The following is a 16646-nucleotide window of genomic DNA, read 5'->3' as shown; positions in this document are numbered from 1 at the left end:
CCGAGGTCGCGCCCGAGCGCACGCCCCCTCTCCCCAACCCGTCTCCCGCAAGGGGAGAGGGGATCGATCCTTCCGTTCCAACCTGCACAAGGAGACTCCCGCCATGTCCGACTCCATCGTCATCCTCGGCGCCGCCCGCACGCCCATGGGTGCCTTCCAGGGCGATTTCGCCTCGCTCGCCGCGCACGACCTGGGCGGCGTCGCCATCAAGGCGGCCGTCGAGCGCGCCGGCATCGCCCCCGATGCCGTGGGCGAAGTGCTGTTCGGCAACTGCCTGATGGCCGGCCAGGGCCAGGCGCCGGCCCGCCAGGCGGCCTACAAGGGCGGCCTGCCCGACAGCGCGGGCGCCGTGACGCTCAGCAAGATGTGCGGCTCGGCCATGAAGGCGGCCATGCTGGCGCATGACCTGCTCCTGGCCGGTACGCACGACGTGATGGTGGCCGGCGGCATGGAGAGCATGACCAACGCGCCCTACTTGATGCTCAAGGGCCGCGGCGGCTACCGCATGGGCCACGACCGCATCTTCGACCACATGATGCTCGACGGCCTGGAGGACGCCTACCAGCCCGGCCGCAGCATGGGCACCTTCGGCGAGGACTGCGCCGCCAAGTACCACTTCACCCGCGAGCAGCAGGACGCCTTCGCCATCGCCAGCGTGCAGCGCGCCCAGCATGCGAGCCGCGACGGCCTGTTCCAGGCCGAGATCGCCCCGGTCACCGTCAAGGGCCGCGGCGGCGAGACCGTGATCGCGCTGGACGAGGGGCCGGGCAAGGCCAAGCTGGACAAGATCCCCACGCTCAAGCCCGCCTTCAAGAAGGAGGGCGGCACCATCACCGCCGCCTCCAGCTCCTCCATCAACGACGGCGCCGCGGCGCTGGTGATGAGCACCGAAGCCCATGCGAAGAAGATCGGCGCCAAGCCCATCGCCCGCCTGGTGGCCCATGCCACGCATGCGCAGCAGCCCGAGTGGTTCTCCACCGCGCCGGTGGGCGCCGTGCAGAAGCTCTTCGCCAAGACTGGCTGGTCGGTGAAGGACGTCGACCTGTGGGAGGTCAACGAGGCCTTCGCCGTGGTGCCCATGGCGCTGATGCACGAGCTGGGCGTGTCGCACGACATCGTCAACGTGCACGGCGGCGCCTGCGCGCTGGGCCATCCCATCGGCGCCAGCGGTGCGCGCATCATGGTCACGCTCATCCATGCGCTGCAGCAGCGTGGCAAGAAGCGCGGCGTGGCGACGCTGTGCATCGGCGGCGGTGAAGGCACCGCAGTCGCCATTGAATTGATGTGACATGAAGAGCGGCCCAGTGCCGCCTTCGCCTTCTGCCTTTTCCTTTTGAACGACAACCTTGTGACTACCTCTTCCTTCAAGCTCCGTCCCCTGCTCGCCGGCCTGCTGGCTGCCTCTTTCCTCGCCGCCGCGCCGGCCCATGCCCGTGACGAGGCGCTGCTCCAGGCCGCCACGGCCGAGCAGCCGGCCGTGGTCCAGACGCTGGAGAAGCTGGTCAACATCGAGACCGGCACCGGCAATGCCGACGGCATGGCCGTGGCCGGCGCCTACCTGGAGGAGCGGCTCAAGGCCCTGGGCTTCACCGTGACGCGCAGCGCGGCGGCCGGCCCGGTGGTGGGCGACAACATCGTCGGCACGCTCAAGGGCAAGGGCGGCAAGCGCCTGCTGCTCATCTCGCACATGGACACCGTGTACCCCAAGGGCACGCTGGCCAAGTCGCCGTTCAAGATCGAGGGCGACAAGGCCTATGGCCCGGGCATCGCCGACGACAAGGGCGGCAACGCCGTCATCCTGCATGCGCTGCAGTTGCTCAAGGCGCGCGGCTTCCAGGACTTCGGCAGCATCACGGTGCTGTTCAACACCGACGAGGAGAAGGGCTCCTTTGGCTCGCGCGACGTGATCCAGCAAGAGGCGGCCAAGGCCGACTACGTGCTGTCCTTCGAGCCTTCGTCGGCCATCAAGGAAGGCTTCACGCTGGGCACTTCGGGCATCGCCTACGTGCAGGTCAACATCAAGGGCAAGGCCTCGCACGCGGGCGCGGCGCCCGAGCTGGGCGTCAACGCGCTGGTGGAGGCGTCCGACTTGGTGCTGCGCACCATGGACATCGACGACAAGGCCCGCGGCCTGCGCTTCAACTGGACCATCGCCAAGGCCGGCGCCGTGTCCAACATCATTCCCGACAGCGCCACGCTCAATGCCGACGTGCGCTACGCCCGCAACGAGGACTTCGAGGCGGCCATGAAGGAGCTGGAGGCCCGCGCCCAGAAGAAGAAGCTGCCCAATGCCGACGTGCAGGTGCTGGTCACCCGCGGCCGGCCGGCCTTCAACGCCGGGGAGGCGGGCAAGGTGCTGATCGACAAGGCCTTGGGCTACTACACCGAGGCGGGCGGCAACCTGGTGATCGAAGAACGCTCCGGCGGCGGCACCGACGCGGCCTATGCGGCGCTGGCCGGCAAGCCGGTGATCGAGAGCCTGGGCCTGCCGGGATTCAACTACCACAGCGACAAGGCCGAGTATGTGCAGATCGACGCGATCCCGCGGCGCCTGTACATGGCCAGTCGCCTCATCATGGATCTGGGTGCGGGCCGCTGAAGCGCACGCCATGATCCAGAACGCCGAACAACTTCGCGCCCTCTACGCCGCCCCCGGCGAGCGCGCGCTGCGCAAGCAGCTCGACCACCTCGACGTGCACGGCCGGCGCTTCGTCGCCTTGTCGCCCTTCTGCGTGGTGGCCAGCGGCGGCGTGCATGGCGCGCTGCTCGATGCCTCGCCGCGCGGCGGTGCGCCCGGCTTCGTCAAGGCCAGCGAGGACGGCCGCACGCTGCTGCTGCCCGATTCCGGCGGCAACAACCGGCTCGACACCTTCGAGAACCTGCTGGCCGATCCGCGCATCGCGCTGATCTTCCTGGTGCCCGGCGTGGACGAGACGCTGCGCGTCAACGGCCGCGCGCGGCTGCGCGACGAGCCCGAGTTCACCGGCCAGTTCGAGGGCGAGCGCCAACGGCCCAAACTGGTGGTCGAGGTGCAGGTGCACGAGGCCTACCTGCACTGCCCCAAGGCCTTCATGCGCTCGCAGCTGTGGGATGCATCGACCTGGGGGCCGCGTTCGGCACTGCCTACGCTCAACCAGATGATCCACGACCAGATGGGCAATGCGGCGCCGGCCGAGTCGCAGGACCAGATGCTGGCCCGCTACCGCACCCAGCTCGACGAGGAAGGGCGTCCCGGCGCCTGATCCGCCACGCGCCCGACGCCCGCACACGACAACGACAGGAGACACGACCCATGCTGCTCACCCCCGACCAGGAAGCCATCCGCGACGCCGTGCGCGAGTTCGCCCAGGCCGAGCTCTGGCCCCATGCCGCGCAGTGGGACCGCGACCACCATTTCCCCAAGGACGTTCACCAGGGCCTGGCCCAGCTGGGCGCCTACGGCATCTGCGTGCCCGAGGAGCATGGCGGCGCCGGCCTGGACTACCTCACGCTCGCGCTGGTGCTGGAGGAGATCGCCGCCGGCGACGGTGGCACCAGCACGGCCATCAGCGTCACCAACTGCCCGGTCAACGCCATCCTGATGCGCTACGGCAATGCGCAGCAGAAGAAGCAGTGGCTGGAGCCGCTGGCGCAGGGCCGCATGCTGGGCGCCTTCTGCCTGACCGAACCGCAGGCGGGCAGCGATGCCAGCAGCCTGCGCACGACGGCCAGGAAAGAGGCCGATGGCTGGGTGATCGACGGCACCAAGCAGTTCATCACCAGCGGCAGGAACGGCCAGGTGGCCATCGTCATCGCCATGACCGACAAGGCCGCCGGCAAGAAGGGCATGAGCGCCTTCCTCGTGCCCACCGATGCGCCGGGCTATACCGTGGCACGCCTGGAGGACAAGCTGGGCCAGCACAGCAGCGACACGGCGCTGATCCAGTTCGACGGCTGCCGCATCCCGGCCGAAAACCTCATCGGTGCCGAAGGCGAGGGCTACAAGATCGCCCTGGGCGCGCTGGAAGGCGGGCGCATCGGCATCGCCGCGCAGAGCGTGGGCATGGCGCGCAGCGCCTTCGACTTCGCACTGCAGTACGCCAAGGACCGCACGGCCTTCGGCGGCCCCATCTTCGACCAGCAGGCCGTGGGCTTCCGCCTGGCCGACTGCGCCACGCAACTGGAGGCCGCGCGCCAGCTCATCTGGCATGCGGCCAGCCTGCGCGATGCCGGACTGCCCTGCCTCAAGGAGGCCGCCATGGCCAAGCTCTTCGCCAGCGAGATGGCCGAGCGCGTGTGCAGCGCGGCCATCCAGACGCTGGGTGGCTACGGCTACGTGAAGGACTTTCCGCTGGAGCGCATCTACCGCGACGTGCGGGTGTGCCAGATCTACGAAGGCACCTCGGACATCCAGAAGCTGCTGATCCAGCGCGCCCTGGCCTGAGCCATCGCAGGCCGCTGCTATCCTGCCGCCGCATGACGGGCGACAGGCTTCAACGGCTGCGGCGATGGTGGGGCGATGCGCCCCATGCCGATGCGCGCGTGGACCTCACGCTGGCGCGGGCCTACATCCTCGACACCCGCGACACGCCCTTCGTCGCCGCGGCCACCGCGGCCGCCTTCTGGATCAGCTTCGCCGTGCTCACGCGGCAGGCGGGCGTGTTCGTCTGGGCCGCGATGGTCCACGGCATGCAGTGGCACATGTACCACCACCTGCACGGCGTGGACCCGGCCACCTTCCGCACCGCGGACGCCGCCCGCTGGCGCCGCCGGCTGGAGTGGCACATGCTGCTGCCGGGCCTGGTCTGGGCGGCGGCGCCCTGGCTGTTCTTTCCGCGCGGCGACCTGGCGCTCATCCTGCTGCAGTATTTCTTCATCAGTGGCGTGGCCAGCGTCTCCATCGCGGCGCTGGCGCAGTGGTGGCTGGCCACGCTGTGCTTCGGCGTGCCGCTGTACCTCAGCATCGCCGTGCGGCTGATGACGGCCGGCGAGGGCGGCCCGGCCGTGCTGATGGGCGTGCTGGCGCTGTCGCAGCTGCTGGCCACGCTGCACTACGCCCGCAAGCAGAACCTGCTGATCGTCGGCGCCATCGAGTCGGGCCTGGAGAACGCCCGCCTGGCCGAGGCGCTGCAGACCGAGCTGGACCGCGTGGCCCAGCTGGCGGCGCAGCGCGCGCGCATCTTCGCCGCGGCCAACCACGACCTGCGCCAGCCCATGCATGCGCTGGCCGTGTTCATCGACGCGCTCGAGGCCGGACGGCCTGCCACCGCCGCCAGCGTGCGCCACATGCAGGGCAGCATCGAGGCTCTGCGCGGCTCGGTCGATGCGCTGCTGGACATCGCCCAGCTGGACCGCGGTGCCGTGGCCGTGCAACGGGCGCCCGTGGACCTGGGCGAACTGTTCGACGCGCTCCACGGGCGCTTCGCGACGGCGGCGGCGGCCAAGGGGCTGCGGCTGCGCGCGCGCCCCACCGCGGCCCGCGTGGATGCGGATGCGCAGATGCTCTCGCGCCTGCTCGCCAACCTGGTGGACAACGCGCTCAAGTACACCGCCCAGGGCAGCGTGATGATGGCGGCGCGCGCCTGCGTGCGGCAGGGCGTGGCCGGCTGGCGCATCGAGGTGCGCGACAGCGGCATCGGCATCGCGCCGGAGCACCGCGAGCAGGTCTTCGAGGAGTTCTTCCAGGTCGACAACCCGGGCCGCGACCGTTCGCGCGGGCTGGGCCTGGGCCTGGCGCTGGTGGCCAGCATGGCTCGCACGCTGGGCAGCCGCATCGAGCTGCGCAGCGCGCCGGGGCAGGGCAGCACCTTCTCGCTCTGGCTGGCGGCTGCGGCGCCACAGCCCGTGGCGCGGCCTGCCGAGGCGCTGCCGCCCTGTGCCCCCGCCCGCATCCTGGTGCTGGACGACGAGGCTCCCGTGCGCGAGGGCATGCGTGCGCTGCTCGAAGGCTGGGGCCACGAGGTGGCCGTGGTGGCCTCGCCCGGCGAGGCGCTCGCGCTGCCTGGCCGCTTCGACCTGCTGCTGAGCGACCTGCGCCTGGGCGAAGGCCTGTCGGGCCTGGCGGCGGCGCGCACGCTCCATGGCCTGGGCAAGGTGCGCGAGGTGGCGGTGGTGACCGGCGAGACGGCGCAGGCCGACCGCGCGCAGGTCGAGGCGGCCGGCTTCCAGCTGCTGTACAAGCCCGTGCCCTCGGGCCCCCTGCGGGCCGCCATCGTGCGGGCCATGGGGCCCTGCCGCGAGGCAGGCATCGCCGTGGCCGGCCCTTCTGTTCCCGACATTTCCCACCATGTCCGCACCTCTGCCTGAGTCCGACCGCCCCTGCCCCTGTGGCCGCAAGGGCCGGGGCCGTCCGCTGGCCTTTGCCCACTGCTGCGGCCGCTTCCTGGTCGATCCGCAGACACCGGCCGAGGAGCGGGCCGCGCGCGTGCCCGACGCCGAGACGCTCATGCGCTCGCGCTACACCGCCTATGGCCTCGGCGACGAGGCCTGGCTGCTGGCCACCTGGCATCCGCGCACCCGGCCGGCATCGCTGCAACTGGCCGAGTCGACGCCGGTCCAATGGCTCGGGCTGGACGTGCGGGCGCACCTGCCGCTGGGCGCCGACCGGGCCGAGGTGGAGTTCGTCGCCCGCTCGCGCGACGGCACGGGCCGCGCCTCGCGCCTGCACGAGCGCAGCCGCTTCGTGCGCGAGGACGGCCGCTGGTACTACGTGGACGGCGATCTGCGCTGAACGGCCTTGGCCGGCTCGCCAGCCCCGTCGGCTTTCGGGGCGACTTTGCGCATCGTGATCGCCCGGAAGGGGCACACCACCGCGCAGTCGCTGCAGCCGGTGCAGCCCGGCGCGTCGTGCAGCACCGCCTGCTTCTTCCAGTCGCATGTTGCGAGGCTCAGCACATGCGGCGGACAGGCCGCCACGCACCAGCCGCAGCCGGTGCAGCGTGCAGCCTCCACCACCGGCTGCCAGCCTGGGCGATGACGGGCCGCGGACGCGGGCGAGGGCGGGAGAGTGGCGGGCATGGGCTTGCGGGGCCCAGTCTAAGTTCGCTCGCCGCGCGACAGCCGCCGCCTATACTGAAAAAATGAACGAACTCGTCCATTCGCGCGTGCGCCGCAATGCCGCCGCGAAGCCTGCTGCCAAGGCGGCCGCCAGCCGCACCAACGACCCGGAGCGCACCCGCGCCAACATCCTGGACGTGGCGGCCGAGGAGTTTGCCGAGAAGGGCCTGGCCGGTGCGCGAATCGACGAGATCGCCGCCCTCACGCAGACCAGCAAGCGGATGATCTATTACTACTTCGGCAGCAAGGAAGGCCTGTACCTCGCCGTGCTGGAGGAGTCATACCGCCAGGTGCGCGAGATCGAGGCCGATCTGCGCCTGGACGACCTCGAGCCCGAGGCCGCGCTGCGCCGCCTGGTCGCCTTCACCTTCGACCACCACCTGCAGCACGAGCGCTTCATCCGTCTGGTGATGAGCGAGAACATCCATCGCGGCCAGTACATCGCGGCCTCGCGCGACATCCAGGCGCTCAACGTGCCGGCCATCGCGGCCATCGAACGGCTGTATGCTCGCGGCCTGGCCAGCGGCATCTTCCGCCCGGGGCTGGACGCGGTGGACATCCACGCCTCCATCTCGGCGCTGAGCTTCTTCAACGTCTCCAACCGCCACACCTTTTCCACGCTGTTCAAGCTCGACACCGCCTCGGCCGCCTACGTGGCGCACCGGCGCGACAGCGTGATCGACATGGTGGTGCGCTTCATGCGGGCGCCCTGAGCGCCCAGCGGCCCGGCACCCTGGCGGCCTGCATCCTCCGGGTTTGCCCCGAAGCGCAAAACTAACCAGTTCGTACAAACTCCGGCCCACTTCAAGGAGCGTGTATGTGGGGGAAGTGCCTCGACCGGCTGTGCCGGTTCTTTTCGTTCGCCATGGTGGTCTGCCTGGCGCTGATGGTGGTCATGGTGTTCGGCAACGTCGTGCTGCGCTATGGCTTCAACGACGGCCTGCTGATCTCCGAGGAGCTGTCGCGCTGGCTCTTCGTGTGGATGACCTTCCTGGGCGCGCTGGTGGCGCTGCGCTCGCACCAGCACCTGGGCACGGACACGCTGGTGTCGCGCCTGCCCCGCGTGGGCAAGAAGCTGTGCCTGGGCGCTAGCCACCTGCTCATGCTGATGCTGTGCTTCTTCATGCTGCAGGGCTCGTGGGTGCAGATGCAGATCAACCGCGAGAGCACCAGCGCCGTGATGGAGGTCTCCATGGCCTGGTTCTACGGCGCGGGCGTGTTCTTCTCGGCCATCGCCATCGTCTTCATCGCCACCGAGTTCGTGGCGCTGCTGGCCGGCCGGCTGGCCGAGTCCGAGCTGATCGGCGTGACCGAATCCGAGGATGCGCCGCACGAGGCCGCCTCCCAACCCGTGCGCTGAAAGGACGGCCATGACCATCGCGATCTTCCTCGGCGCCCTGCTCGGCGCCATGGCCCTGGGCGTGCCCATCGCCTTCTCGCTGCTGGCCTGCGGCGCCGCGCTGATGTGGCACATGGACATGTTCGATCCGCAGATCCTGGCGCAGAACACGCTGGAGGGCGCCAACAGCTTCCCGCTGCTGGCTGTGCCCTTCTTCATGCTGGCCGGCGAGATCATGAACGCCGGCGGCCTGTCGCGCCGCATCGTCCACTTCGCGATGACGCTGGTGGGCCATGTGCGCGGCGGCCTGGGCTACGTGGGCATCATGGCGGCCATCATCATGGCCTCGCTGTCGGGCTCGGCCGTGGCCGATGCGGCGGCGCTCGCGGCGCTGCTGCTGCCCATGATGAGCCGCGCCGGCTACGACAAGGCGCGCTCGGCGGGCCTGCTGTCGGCGGCCTCGATCATCGCGCCCATCATCCCGCCCTCCATCGGCTTCGTGGTCTTCGGCGTGGCGGCCAACGTGTCGATCTCCAAGCTCTTCATGGCCGGCATCGCGCCGGGCGTCATGCTCGGCGCCGCGCTGTGGTTCACCTGGTGGTGGCTGGTGCGCAAGGAGAAGATCGAGCCCGCCCCGCGCGCCAGCCGCGCCGAGGTGCTCACGGCTCTCAAGGACGCCACCTTCGCGCTGGTGCTGCCGGTGATCGTGATCGTGGGCCTGAAGTTCGGCGTCTTCACGCCCACCGAGGCGGCCGTGGTGGCCGCGGTGTACGCGCTCTTCGTCTCGACCGTGGTCTACAAGGAGCTCAAGCTCTCGCAGCTCTACGGCCTGTTCGAGGCTGCGGCGCGCACCACCGCCGTCATCATGTTCCTGGTGGCCGCGGCCATGGTGTCGGCCTGGATGATCACCGTCGCCAACCTGCCGGCCGAACTGGTGGCCGTGCTGCAGCCGCTGCTGGACCGGCCCATCCTGCTGATGGTGGTCATCATGGTCATCACCATGCTGGTGGGCACGGCCATGGACATGACGCCCACCATCCTGATCCTCACGCCGGTGTTCATGCCCATCATCAAGGCCGCCGGCATCGACCCGGTGTACTTCGGCGTGCTGTTCATCATCAACAACGCCATCGGGCTGATCACGCCGCCGGTGGGCACGGTGCTCAGCACCGTGGCTGGCGTGGGCAAGGTCAGCATGGACGAGGTCACCAAGGGCGTGTGGCCCTTCATGGTGGCGCAGTTCGCCGTCATGTTCCTGATGGTGTTCTTCCCCGCGCTGGTCATCGTGCCGGCGCGCTGGTTCCACGGCTGAGCGCGCCGGCTTTTTCTTCCCCTCATTGCTACCCATCCAGGAGACCCCTCATGAAGCGACTGTTCCTCAAGACCGTGGTGGCCGCCGTGGCCCTCGCCGCCGCCGGCATGGCGCCCGCGCAGACGCGCACCATCAAGTTCGCCAACCAGAACGCCAAGGGCCATCCCATCGTGCTGGGCATGGAGAAGTTCGCCGAGCTGGTCGACAAGAAGTCCGCGGGCCGCCTCAAGGTGCAGGTCTTCCCGGGCGGCGTGCTGGGCAGCGACCAGGCCAACGTGTCGGCCCTGCAGGGCGGCACGCTGGAGATGGCCTCGATGAACTCGGGCATCTTCTCCAGCCTGGTGAAGGACTTCGCGATCTACGACTTCCCCTTCCTGTTCGGCAACGCGCGTGAGGCCGACGCGGTGGTGGACGGCCCCTTCGGCCAGAACCTGCACAAGAAGCTGGAAGACAAGGGCCTGATCGGCCTGGCCTATTACGAGCTGGGCTTTCGCCAGCTCACCAACAGCAAGCGGCCGATCCAGAAGGTGGAGGACATCGCCGGGCTCAAGCTGCGCGTGATCCCCAGCCCCATCAACGTGGACTGGGTGAAGGCCCTGGGCGCCAACCCCACGCCGCTGCCCTTCCCCGAGCTGTATGCCGCGCTGGAGCAGAAGGCGGTGGACGGCCAGGAGAACCCGGTGGCCACCATCAAGGGCGCCAAGCTCTACGAGGTGCAGAAGTACATGACGATCACCAACCACCAGTACAACCCGCAGTCGGTGGTGATCAGCAAGAAGTTCTGGGAGCAGCTGCCGCCGGCGGACCAGAAGATCCTGAAGGAAGCCGCGGTCGAGTCGGCCCAGTACGAGCGCACGCAGTCGCGCGCCATGCTGCAGAGCGGCCTGGAAGACCTCAAGAAGGGCGGCATGGAAGTCAACGAACTCTCTGCCGCCGAGGTGGCCAAGCTGCGCGAGAAGATGAAGCCCGTGATCGCCAAGAACTCGGCCAGCGTGGGCGAGGGCACGGTCGAGGCCATGATGGCCGAGCTGGCCAAGCTGCGAAAGTAACCGGCGTCCGTGGCCCCGTTCGCCATGAAGTCGGTTCACCCGATCGACCTGAGCCTGTCGAAGGGCCGTGCCTGGGCTTCGACAGGCTCAGCCCGAACGGTGGTGGGTTGACCGAGTGGCGCGGGGCCTGCGAGCCGCCTCTGTGTTTTGGCCGGCCGGCGGCGCCACGTGCGCGTTTTCTATGATCCCGCCATGGCCACCCTTTACGACCTCGCCCTCCACGCCATCCGCAAGCACTGGGCGGAAAACGACAACGCCTACCCGCAGAAGCTGCTGCTGACGCCGGCCCAGTACGACGAGCTGATCCAGGCGCGGCGCAACGGCCGCATCGCCATCAACATGGGCGACGACGGGCTGGACAAGGAACGCTTCATGGGCGTGCCGCTGGCGCAGAGCGAGTCCACCCTCGGCGTGCTCGTGACGGCCGACGGACAGGAGTGGCCGCTGGCCGGCGGTTGACGCCGGGTCTCGCATCACGCATCACGCGTCACGCGTCATGCGTCATGCGTCGCGCGTCGCGAGCGCGGCTCAGCGCACCAAGAGCCGTTCGGGCTGAGCCTGTCGAAGCCGGGGCGCACTTCCTTCTGCGCGCTGTTCGCCCTTCGACAGGCTCAGGGCGAACGGATTGGGCGGCTCGGGACGAGCGGATTGGGCGGCTCAGGGCGAACGGATTGAGCGACTCAGGACGAACGGGCTGCGCCATTCAGTGCGAACGGATTGCGCTGCCGGCCCGGCGCTGGTTCAGCCCGCCGCCGCCGTCGGCGCCTGCACCATCAGCCGCTCCAGCACCTCGATGGGGTGCCGGTGGGGCCGCGTGATGGCATAGAAGCGCTCCTGCAGCGCCTCCGAGCGGCCCACGATCACCAGCGTGCCGTTGCGCAGTTCGTCCTGCACCACCACCTCGGGCAGCACCGTCAGCCAGCCGCTGTCGCGTGCGATCAGGCGCAGCATGGCCATGTCGTCCACCTCGGCCCGCAGGCGCGGCGTCACGCCGGCCGAGGCGCACAGGCCGTCGAACTGCCCGCGCAACGCATGGCGCGGGCCGGGCAGGGCGATCTCCAGCCCGTCCAGGTCTTCCGGAATGCGCAGCGGCCGGCCCTGCCAGCGGCTGGCCGGGCCCACCAATGAAATCGACTGGCTGCCCAACAGCCGGCAGTGCAGCGGCCGGTCGGGGTCGGCGGGCACCGTCTCGGTGGCCAGCACCACGTCGAGCTGGTGCTGCACCAGGCGCTCGACCAGGCCTTCGAGCAGGCCTGACTCCAACGTCAGCACCACGGCCGGATCAGCCAGCAGCGGGCACAGCCAGTTCTCCTGGTAGTTGCGCGACAGCGTGGCCACGGCGCCCACGCGCAGCCGCGTCACGCCCGCGCTGCGGCCCTGGAGCCGGCCCAGCATCTCCTGGCCCAGGCCGAAGATGTTCTCGGCATAGGCCAGCACCAGCTGGCCGGTGTCGGTCAGCACCAGGCGCCGGCCCTCGCGGGTGAACAGCGCCTCGCCCAGCCGGTCCTCCAGCTGCCGGATCTGTGCCGACACGGCCGACTGCGAGGTGTGCAGCTCTTCGGCCGCGCGCGTCAGGTGGCCCAGCGTGGCCACGCGCCAGAAGTAGAACAGGTGGTGGAAGTTGAGCTGCTCCAGCTGCATCGTTCTAATTTTAAGATTGATTGATTCTTATCAATGTAATTTACAGAACGAAAGTCGCCAAGCATCATCGCGCCCAGTTTTTCTTCGGAGGGTTCGCGATGGACTTCGCACACATCCCGGGGCCGGCGCTGTCGTTGCTGCCGCCCCTGGCCATGGGGCTTGCCGCGGCGCTCGCCCTGTCGGGCCGGCTGGCCGTGGCGGCCAGCTGGCGCGGCTTCCAGGCGCTGTGCGGCCTGGCGCTCGTGGCCGCGGCGCTGGCACTGCTCGCGGGCCCGTTGCGGCTGCAGGGCCTGCCCGGTCTTCAGCCCACGGTGGTCGGGCTGGTGCTGGCGCTGCTGGTGCAGGGCCTGGGCACGGTGATCGCCGGCTTCTCCGCCCGTTACCTGGACGGCGAGGCCGGCCAGCGCCGCTATGCCGCCGCGCTGGGCGGTGTGCTGGCGGCGGTGCACCTGCTGCTGATGGCCGACCACTGGCTGGTGCTGATCGCCGCCTGGGCCGCCGTCGGCGTCGCCCTGCAGTCGCTGCTGTGCTTCTACCCGGACCGCCCCTTCGCGCTGCTGGCTGCGCACAAGAAGCGCATCGCCGACCGGGCCGCCGACGGGCTGCTGCTGCTGGCCGCGGGCCTGGCCTGGCGCGAGGTGGGCAGTGGGTCGCTGTCGGCCCTGTGGGCGCATGTGGCGCAGCAGGGCCTGTCCCTGTCCCTGCAGGTGGCTGCGGTGGCGCTGGTGCTGGCGGTGGTGCTGCGCACGGCGCTGCTGCCGGTGCACGGCTGGCTGATCCAGGTGATGGAGGCGCCCACGCCGGTGTCGGCCCTGCTGCATGCGGGCGTGGTCAACCTGGGCGGCTTCGTGCTGATCCGCTTCGCGCCGCTGCTGGACGCGGCGGCGCCGGCGCGCTGGCTGCTGCTGGGCTTCGGCCTGGCCACCGCGGTGCTGGCGGGCCTGGTCATGCTCACGCGCATCAGCATCAAGGTGCGGCTGGCCTGGTCCACCGTGGCGCAGATGGGCTTCATGCTGCTGGAATGCGCCGTGGGCCTGTACACGCTGGCGGCGCTGCACCTGATCGGCCACTCGCTCTACAAGGCGCATGCCTTCCTGTCGGCCTCGGGCGTGGTGCGCGACACGCGGCGGCAGGCGCTGCATGCGCCGGCCTTGCCGACTTCGCTCAGCCTGCTGCTGGCGCCGGTGCTGGCCATCGGCACGGTGCTCGTCGTGCTTGCCGCCGTGGGCGGCCCGGCCTGGCCGCTGTGGTGGAGCGCGCTGCTTGGCCTGGCCTGGGCACCGATGCTGTGGCTGCCGGCCGCGCCGGCGGCGGTCGGTGCCCGCGTGCGGGCCCTGCTCTGTGGCCTGCTGATGATCGGCGGCCTGACCCTGGCCGCGCGCCTGATGCATGCGCTGCCGCTGGGGCTGCAGGACGCGCCGCAGGCGCTGGCCGGCCCCGTGGCGCTGCTGGGCATGGCGCTGCTCTACCTGGGCCTGGCCACGCTGCAATGGCGGCCCCAGGCCCTGGCACGCGCGCGGCGCTGGAGCTATGCGGGCTTCTATGTCGACGAGGTCTACACCCGTCTCGCGCTGCGGCTGTGGCCCGCCCGCTGGACGCCCGAGGCGCGCCGCCATGCACAGGCCGGCCGGCTGTCGGCCCCTGTGGCCTGACTACGCCCGACCCCATTCCTGTACGGAGAACACCATGACGGATGTCCTGAACCCTACGCGCCCGGCCTCCGCCTCGGCGCCCATCGAGGCCGCGGCGTGGCCCCATCCCGACGGCCTGCAGGCCGACCGGATCGACGCCGCCTGCCGCCGCGCCTGCGAGGCCATCGCGCCCGCTTGGCCGCTGGACAGTGCCATCGCCGTCAACCCGCACTGGTCGCGCATCGGCATGCCGGTGCGCCGGGTGGCGGCGCGCATGGCCGTGCTGGCCGGCATCCAGGTCTTTCCGCCGCGCGAGCGGCAGGCGCAGGCCTGGGCCGAAGGCCGCATCACAGCCGCCGACCTGCAGCAGGCCCTGCAGCAGTTGCATGAAGCGGAACTCACGCCCGAGGCCTGCGTGGCCGCGCTGGCGCGGCCCCTGCCGGTGCAGCCGCTGCCACTGCTGATTGATGTGCTCGACAACGACCCGCAGCGGCACACGCGGCTGACCTGGCGGCAGGCCATCACCCACCAGGTCAGCCAGACCTGCGCCGCCTGGTTCGACCAGCACCAGGCCGACTGGCAGCCGGCGCGCAAGCAGGGCCTTTACGCCTTCTGGCGCGAGACGCTGCAGCACGACCACGGCATCGGCCTGCTCATGGGCCTGCCGCACATCGGCCGCAGCATCGACGCCCTGCCGCCCACGGCGCGCGAGGCCGAGCACTGGGTGATCGAGCGCCTGGGCCTGCCGCCGGCCGTGTGGGCCGACTACCTGGAGTCGGTGCTGCTCACGGTCAATGGCTGGGCCTCGTGGTGCGCCTACCTGGGCTGGCAGGCCCGGCTGGCGGGCCGCGAAGACCCGCACCTGCGCGAGCTGCTGGCCATCCGCCTGGCCTGGGGCGCCCTGCTGCTGGATTGCAAGGACGACCTCGCCGCGCGGCAGGCCTTCGCGACCGTGCAGCGCGAGTGGGGCCGTGCGCCGGAGGTGCTGGCGCAGGCCGAGCAGGCGCTGCGTGTGGACGAGGTCTGGCAGGTGGCCCTGGAGGCCGGTTACCAGCGTGGCCTCGCGGCGTCGCTGACCGGCCGTGCGTCGTCGCCTGCGGTGCCGACGCCCGAGGTACAGGCGGCCTTCTGCATCGACGTGCGCAGCGAGCCCCTGCGCCGCGCACTGGAGGCCGCCTGCCCCGGCATGCAGACCCTGGGCGTGGCCGGCTTCTTCGGCCTGCCGCTCGCGTACACGCCGCTGGGCACCGCCGCGCAGCGGCCGCAGCTGCCCGGGCTCCTGGCGCCCGCCGTCACGGTGGGCGATGTCCTGGTGCCGGCCGACGTCCGCGACGCTGCCGCAGCGCAACAGTTGCAGCGGCAGGCCGAACAGGCGCGCCAGCATCGCTTCGCGCTGGGCGACCAGTGGCATGCCGCCAGCCGCTGGCCGGGCGCGGCCTTCTCCTTCGTCGAGGCCGCGGGCCTGGGTTACCTGGGCCGGCTGGGCCGCTGGCTGCGCCCTGGCGTGCAGGACCGCGCGCGCGACGACCTCGACGGCCTGCCCGCGCGCTACCGGTCGGTGTGCCGGCCGCAGTTGCTCGGCCTGGATGACGAGGCGCGCGTGGCGCTGGCGGCGCGCGTGCTGCAGTCCATGGGCCTCGTGCGTGGGCTCGCACCCCTGGTGCTGCTCGTCGGCCATGGCAGCCAGTCGGCCAACAACGCGCATGCGGCTGCGCTGGACTGTGGTGCCTGCTGCGGCCAGACCGGCGAGGTCAACGCGCGCAGCCTGGCGCAGCTGCTCAACGATGCCGCGGTGCGCGCAGGCCTGACGACGCAAGGCATCGACGTGCCCACGTCCACGGTGTTCGTGGCCGCGCTGCACAACACCGCCACCGACGAGATCGAGGGCTTCGACCTCGACCGGCTTTCGCCCGATGCACGCGCCCACTGGAACCGGCTGCACGCGGTCTTCGAGGCCGCCGCCGACCAGGTGCGCCGCGAGCGCGCGCCGCACCTGGGCCTGGACCCGAAGGCGCCAGCGGATGTTCTGCATCGCCAGCTGCGCCGCCGCGCCAACGACGGAGCGCAGACGCGGCCGGAGTGGGGTCTTGCGGGCAATGCCGCCTTCGTGATCGCGCCACGCCATCGCAGCCAGGGCGTGGACCTGGGCGGGCGCGCCTTCCTGCACGACTACGACGCCACGCAGGACCCGCAAGGCGAGTGGCTGACCCAGCTGATGACCGCGCCCATGCTGGTCACGCACTGGATCAACTGGCAGTACCACGCGTCGACCTGCGACCCCGTGCGGCTGGGCAGTGGCAACAAGCTGCTGCACAACGTGGTGGGCGGCACGCTGGGCGTGTTCGAGGGCAATGGGGGCGACCTGCGCATCGGCCTGTCGCGTCAGTCGCTGCACGATGGCCAGCGCTGGGTACACGAGCCGCTGCGGCTCACGGTGGTCATCGATGCGCCGCAGGCCGCCATCGATGCAGTGATTGAGGACCATGCCGTGGTGCGCGACCTGCTGGCCAACGGCTGGCTGCACCTGTGGCGCTTCGAAGGCCCCACCCTGCAGCGCCTTGCCGAAGGCCGGTGGCAGAGGCTGGCCTGAAAACACGGACGCACAAAAGAAAAAGGGCCCGCCGTAAAGCGGGCCCCAA

At 70.5% G+C, this 16646-nt stretch carries 15 protein-coding genes; 13 read left to right on the top strand and 2 right to left on the bottom strand.

Features of this window, described 5'->3' with window-relative positions; all coding sequences use genetic code 11:
- Positions 1-103: 103 nt before the first annotated feature.
- From L0984_RS28720 to L0984_RS28695, 6 genes are read left to right on the top strand one after another with little or no spacing between them, the layout of a single operon-like run.
- Positions 104-1288, top strand: coding sequence for an acetyl-CoA C-acyltransferase (locus L0984_RS28720; RefSeq protein WP_234197834.1), 1185 nt, complete (start codon positions 104-106; stop codon positions 1286-1288).
- 60 nt (positions 1289-1348) lie between these two features.
- On the top strand, positions 1349-2599 hold the full coding sequence (locus L0984_RS28715) for a glutamate carboxypeptidase (RefSeq protein WP_234197833.1): 1251 nt from the start codon (positions 1349-1351) through the stop codon (positions 2597-2599).
- Between the two features lie 10 nt (positions 2600-2609).
- Entirely contained in the window at positions 2610-3242 is a 633-nt protein-coding gene (locus L0984_RS28710) for a pyridoxamine 5'-phosphate oxidase family protein (RefSeq protein WP_234197832.1), read from the top strand.
- Between the two features lie 50 nt (positions 3243-3292).
- The gene (locus L0984_RS28705) at positions 3293-4423 is read left to right on the top strand and encodes an acyl-CoA dehydrogenase family protein (protein WP_234197831.1); all 1131 of its coding nucleotides are present in this window, start codon (positions 3293-3295) and stop codon (positions 4421-4423) included.
- A gap of 32 nt (positions 4424-4455) precedes the next feature.
- Positions 4456-6285, top strand: coding sequence for a hybrid sensor histidine kinase/response regulator (locus L0984_RS28700; RefSeq protein WP_234197830.1), 1830 nt, complete (start codon positions 4456-4458; stop codon positions 6283-6285).
- Complete coding sequence (locus tag L0984_RS28695) at positions 6266-6709, top strand: YchJ family protein (RefSeq protein ID WP_234197829.1); 444 nt, start codon at positions 6266-6268, stop codon at positions 6707-6709. The genes L0984_RS28700 and L0984_RS28695 overlap by 20 nt, the downstream gene beginning before the upstream one ends.
- Here the strand turns inward: L0984_RS28695 and L0984_RS28690 are convergent.
- Positions 6685-6996 carry an ATP-binding protein gene (locus L0984_RS28690; RefSeq protein ID WP_234197828.1) on the bottom strand — a complete coding sequence of 104 codons (312 nt, stop codon included), beginning with the start codon at positions 6994-6996 and terminating at the stop codon, positions 6685-6687. The two genes, L0984_RS28695 and L0984_RS28690, sit on opposite strands and share 25 nt — an antisense overlap.
- Positions 6997-7058: 62 nt before the next feature.
- Here L0984_RS28690 and L0984_RS28685 point away from each other — a divergent pair, with 62 nt between their 5' ends.
- The 5 genes from L0984_RS28685 (at position 7059) to L0984_RS28665 (ending at position 11194) form a co-directional block, all read left to right on the top strand.
- Positions 7059-7748 (top strand): TetR/AcrR family transcriptional regulator, encoded by a 690-nt coding sequence (locus L0984_RS28685; RefSeq protein ID WP_234197827.1) that lies wholly within the window; start codon positions 7059-7061, stop codon positions 7746-7748.
- Between the two features lie 152 nt (positions 7749-7900).
- The gene (locus tag L0984_RS28680) at positions 7901-8395 is read left to right on the top strand and encodes a TRAP transporter small permease (RefSeq protein WP_234197826.1); all 495 of its coding nucleotides are present in this window, start codon (positions 7901-7903) and stop codon (positions 8393-8395) included.
- 10 nt (positions 8396-8405) lie between these two features.
- On the top strand, positions 8406-9686 hold the full coding sequence (locus tag L0984_RS28675; protein ID WP_234197825.1) for a TRAP transporter large permease subunit: 1281 nt from the start codon (positions 8406-8408) through the stop codon (positions 9684-9686).
- A 50-nt stretch (positions 9687-9736) separates the two neighbouring features.
- Complete coding sequence (locus L0984_RS28670) at positions 9737-10735, top strand: TRAP transporter substrate-binding protein (RefSeq protein ID WP_234197824.1); 999 nt, start codon at positions 9737-9739, stop codon at positions 10733-10735.
- Between the two features lie 192 nt (positions 10736-10927).
- The gene (locus L0984_RS28665) at positions 10928-11194 is read left to right on the top strand and encodes a hypothetical protein (RefSeq protein ID WP_234197823.1); all 267 of its coding nucleotides are present in this window, start codon (positions 10928-10930) and stop codon (positions 11192-11194) included.
- 282 nt (positions 11195-11476) lie between these two features.
- Here the strand turns inward: L0984_RS28665 and L0984_RS28660 are convergent, their stop codons facing one another.
- Positions 11477-12376, bottom strand: coding sequence for a LysR family transcriptional regulator (locus L0984_RS28660; protein WP_234197822.1), 900 nt, complete (start codon positions 12374-12376; stop codon positions 11477-11479).
- 98 nt (positions 12377-12474) lie between these two features.
- Between L0984_RS28660 and L0984_RS28655 the strand changes: the two genes are divergently transcribed.
- Both L0984_RS28655 and L0984_RS28650 read left to right on the top strand, forming a co-directional pair.
- Positions 12475-14028, top strand: coding sequence for an NADH-quinone oxidoreductase subunit L (locus L0984_RS28655; protein WP_234197821.1), 1554 nt, complete (start codon positions 12475-12477; stop codon positions 14026-14028).
- 34 nt (positions 14029-14062) lie between these two features.
- A complete protein-coding gene (locus tag L0984_RS28650; protein WP_234197820.1) occupies positions 14063-16597 on the top strand; it encodes a YbcC family protein in 2535 nt (844 codons plus the stop codon).
- Positions 16598-16646: the final 49 nt, after the last annotated feature.

The sequence above is a fragment of the Pseudacidovorax sp. NFM-22 genome, from assembly GCF_021401245.1.
In the GTDB taxonomy this organism is placed as follows: Bacteria; Pseudomonadota; Gammaproteobacteria; order Burkholderiales; family Burkholderiaceae_C; genus Xenophilus.
The sequence above is the reverse complement of the archived record's forward strand: the minus strand, read 5'-3'. Positions and strand labels throughout refer to the sequence as shown.

What these genes read in the sequence shown, in the direction of transcription:
- L0984_RS28695 (WP_234197829.1), top strand. Translation starts at nt 6,266, where the DNA reads ATGTCCGCACCTCTGCCTGAGTCCGACCGCCCCTGCCCCTGTGGCCGC.
- L0984_RS28705 (WP_234197831.1), top strand. Translation starts at nt 3,293, where the DNA reads ATGCTGCTCACCCCCGACCAGGAAGCCATCCGCGACGCCGTGCGCGAG.
- L0984_RS28690 (WP_234197828.1), bottom strand. Translation starts at nt 6,996, where the DNA reads ATGCCCGCCACTCTCCCGCCCTCGCCCGCGTCCGCGGCCCGTCATCGC.
- L0984_RS28665 (WP_234197823.1), top strand. Translation starts at nt 10,928, where the DNA reads ATGGCCACCCTTTACGACCTCGCCCTCCACGCCATCCGCAAGCACTGG.
- L0984_RS28660 (WP_234197822.1), bottom strand. Translation starts at nt 12,376, where the DNA reads ATGCAGCTGGAGCAGCTCAACTTCCACCACCTGTTCTACTTCTGGCGC.
- L0984_RS28675 (WP_234197825.1), top strand. Translation starts at nt 8,406, where the DNA reads ATGACCATCGCGATCTTCCTCGGCGCCCTGCTCGGCGCCATGGCCCTG.
- L0984_RS28670 (WP_234197824.1), top strand. Translation starts at nt 9,737, where the DNA reads ATGAAGCGACTGTTCCTCAAGACCGTGGTGGCCGCCGTGGCCCTCGCC.
- L0984_RS28700 (WP_234197830.1), top strand. Translation starts at nt 4,456, where the DNA reads ATGACGGGCGACAGGCTTCAACGGCTGCGGCGATGGTGGGGCGATGCG.
- L0984_RS28720 (WP_234197834.1), top strand. Translation starts at nt 104, where the DNA reads ATGTCCGACTCCATCGTCATCCTCGGCGCCGCCCGCACGCCCATGGGT.
- L0984_RS28650 (WP_234197820.1), top strand. Translation starts at nt 14,063, where the DNA reads ATGACGGATGTCCTGAACCCTACGCGCCCGGCCTCCGCCTCGGCGCCC.
- L0984_RS28710 (WP_234197832.1), top strand. Translation starts at nt 2,610, where the DNA reads ATGATCCAGAACGCCGAACAACTTCGCGCCCTCTACGCCGCCCCCGGC.
- L0984_RS28685 (WP_234197827.1), top strand. Translation starts at nt 7,059, where the DNA reads ATGAACGAACTCGTCCATTCGCGCGTGCGCCGCAATGCCGCCGCGAAG.
- L0984_RS28655 (WP_234197821.1), top strand. Translation starts at nt 12,475, where the DNA reads ATGGACTTCGCACACATCCCGGGGCCGGCGCTGTCGTTGCTGCCGCCC.
- L0984_RS28680 (WP_234197826.1), top strand. Translation starts at nt 7,901, where the DNA reads ATGGTGGTCTGCCTGGCGCTGATGGTGGTCATGGTGTTCGGCAACGTC.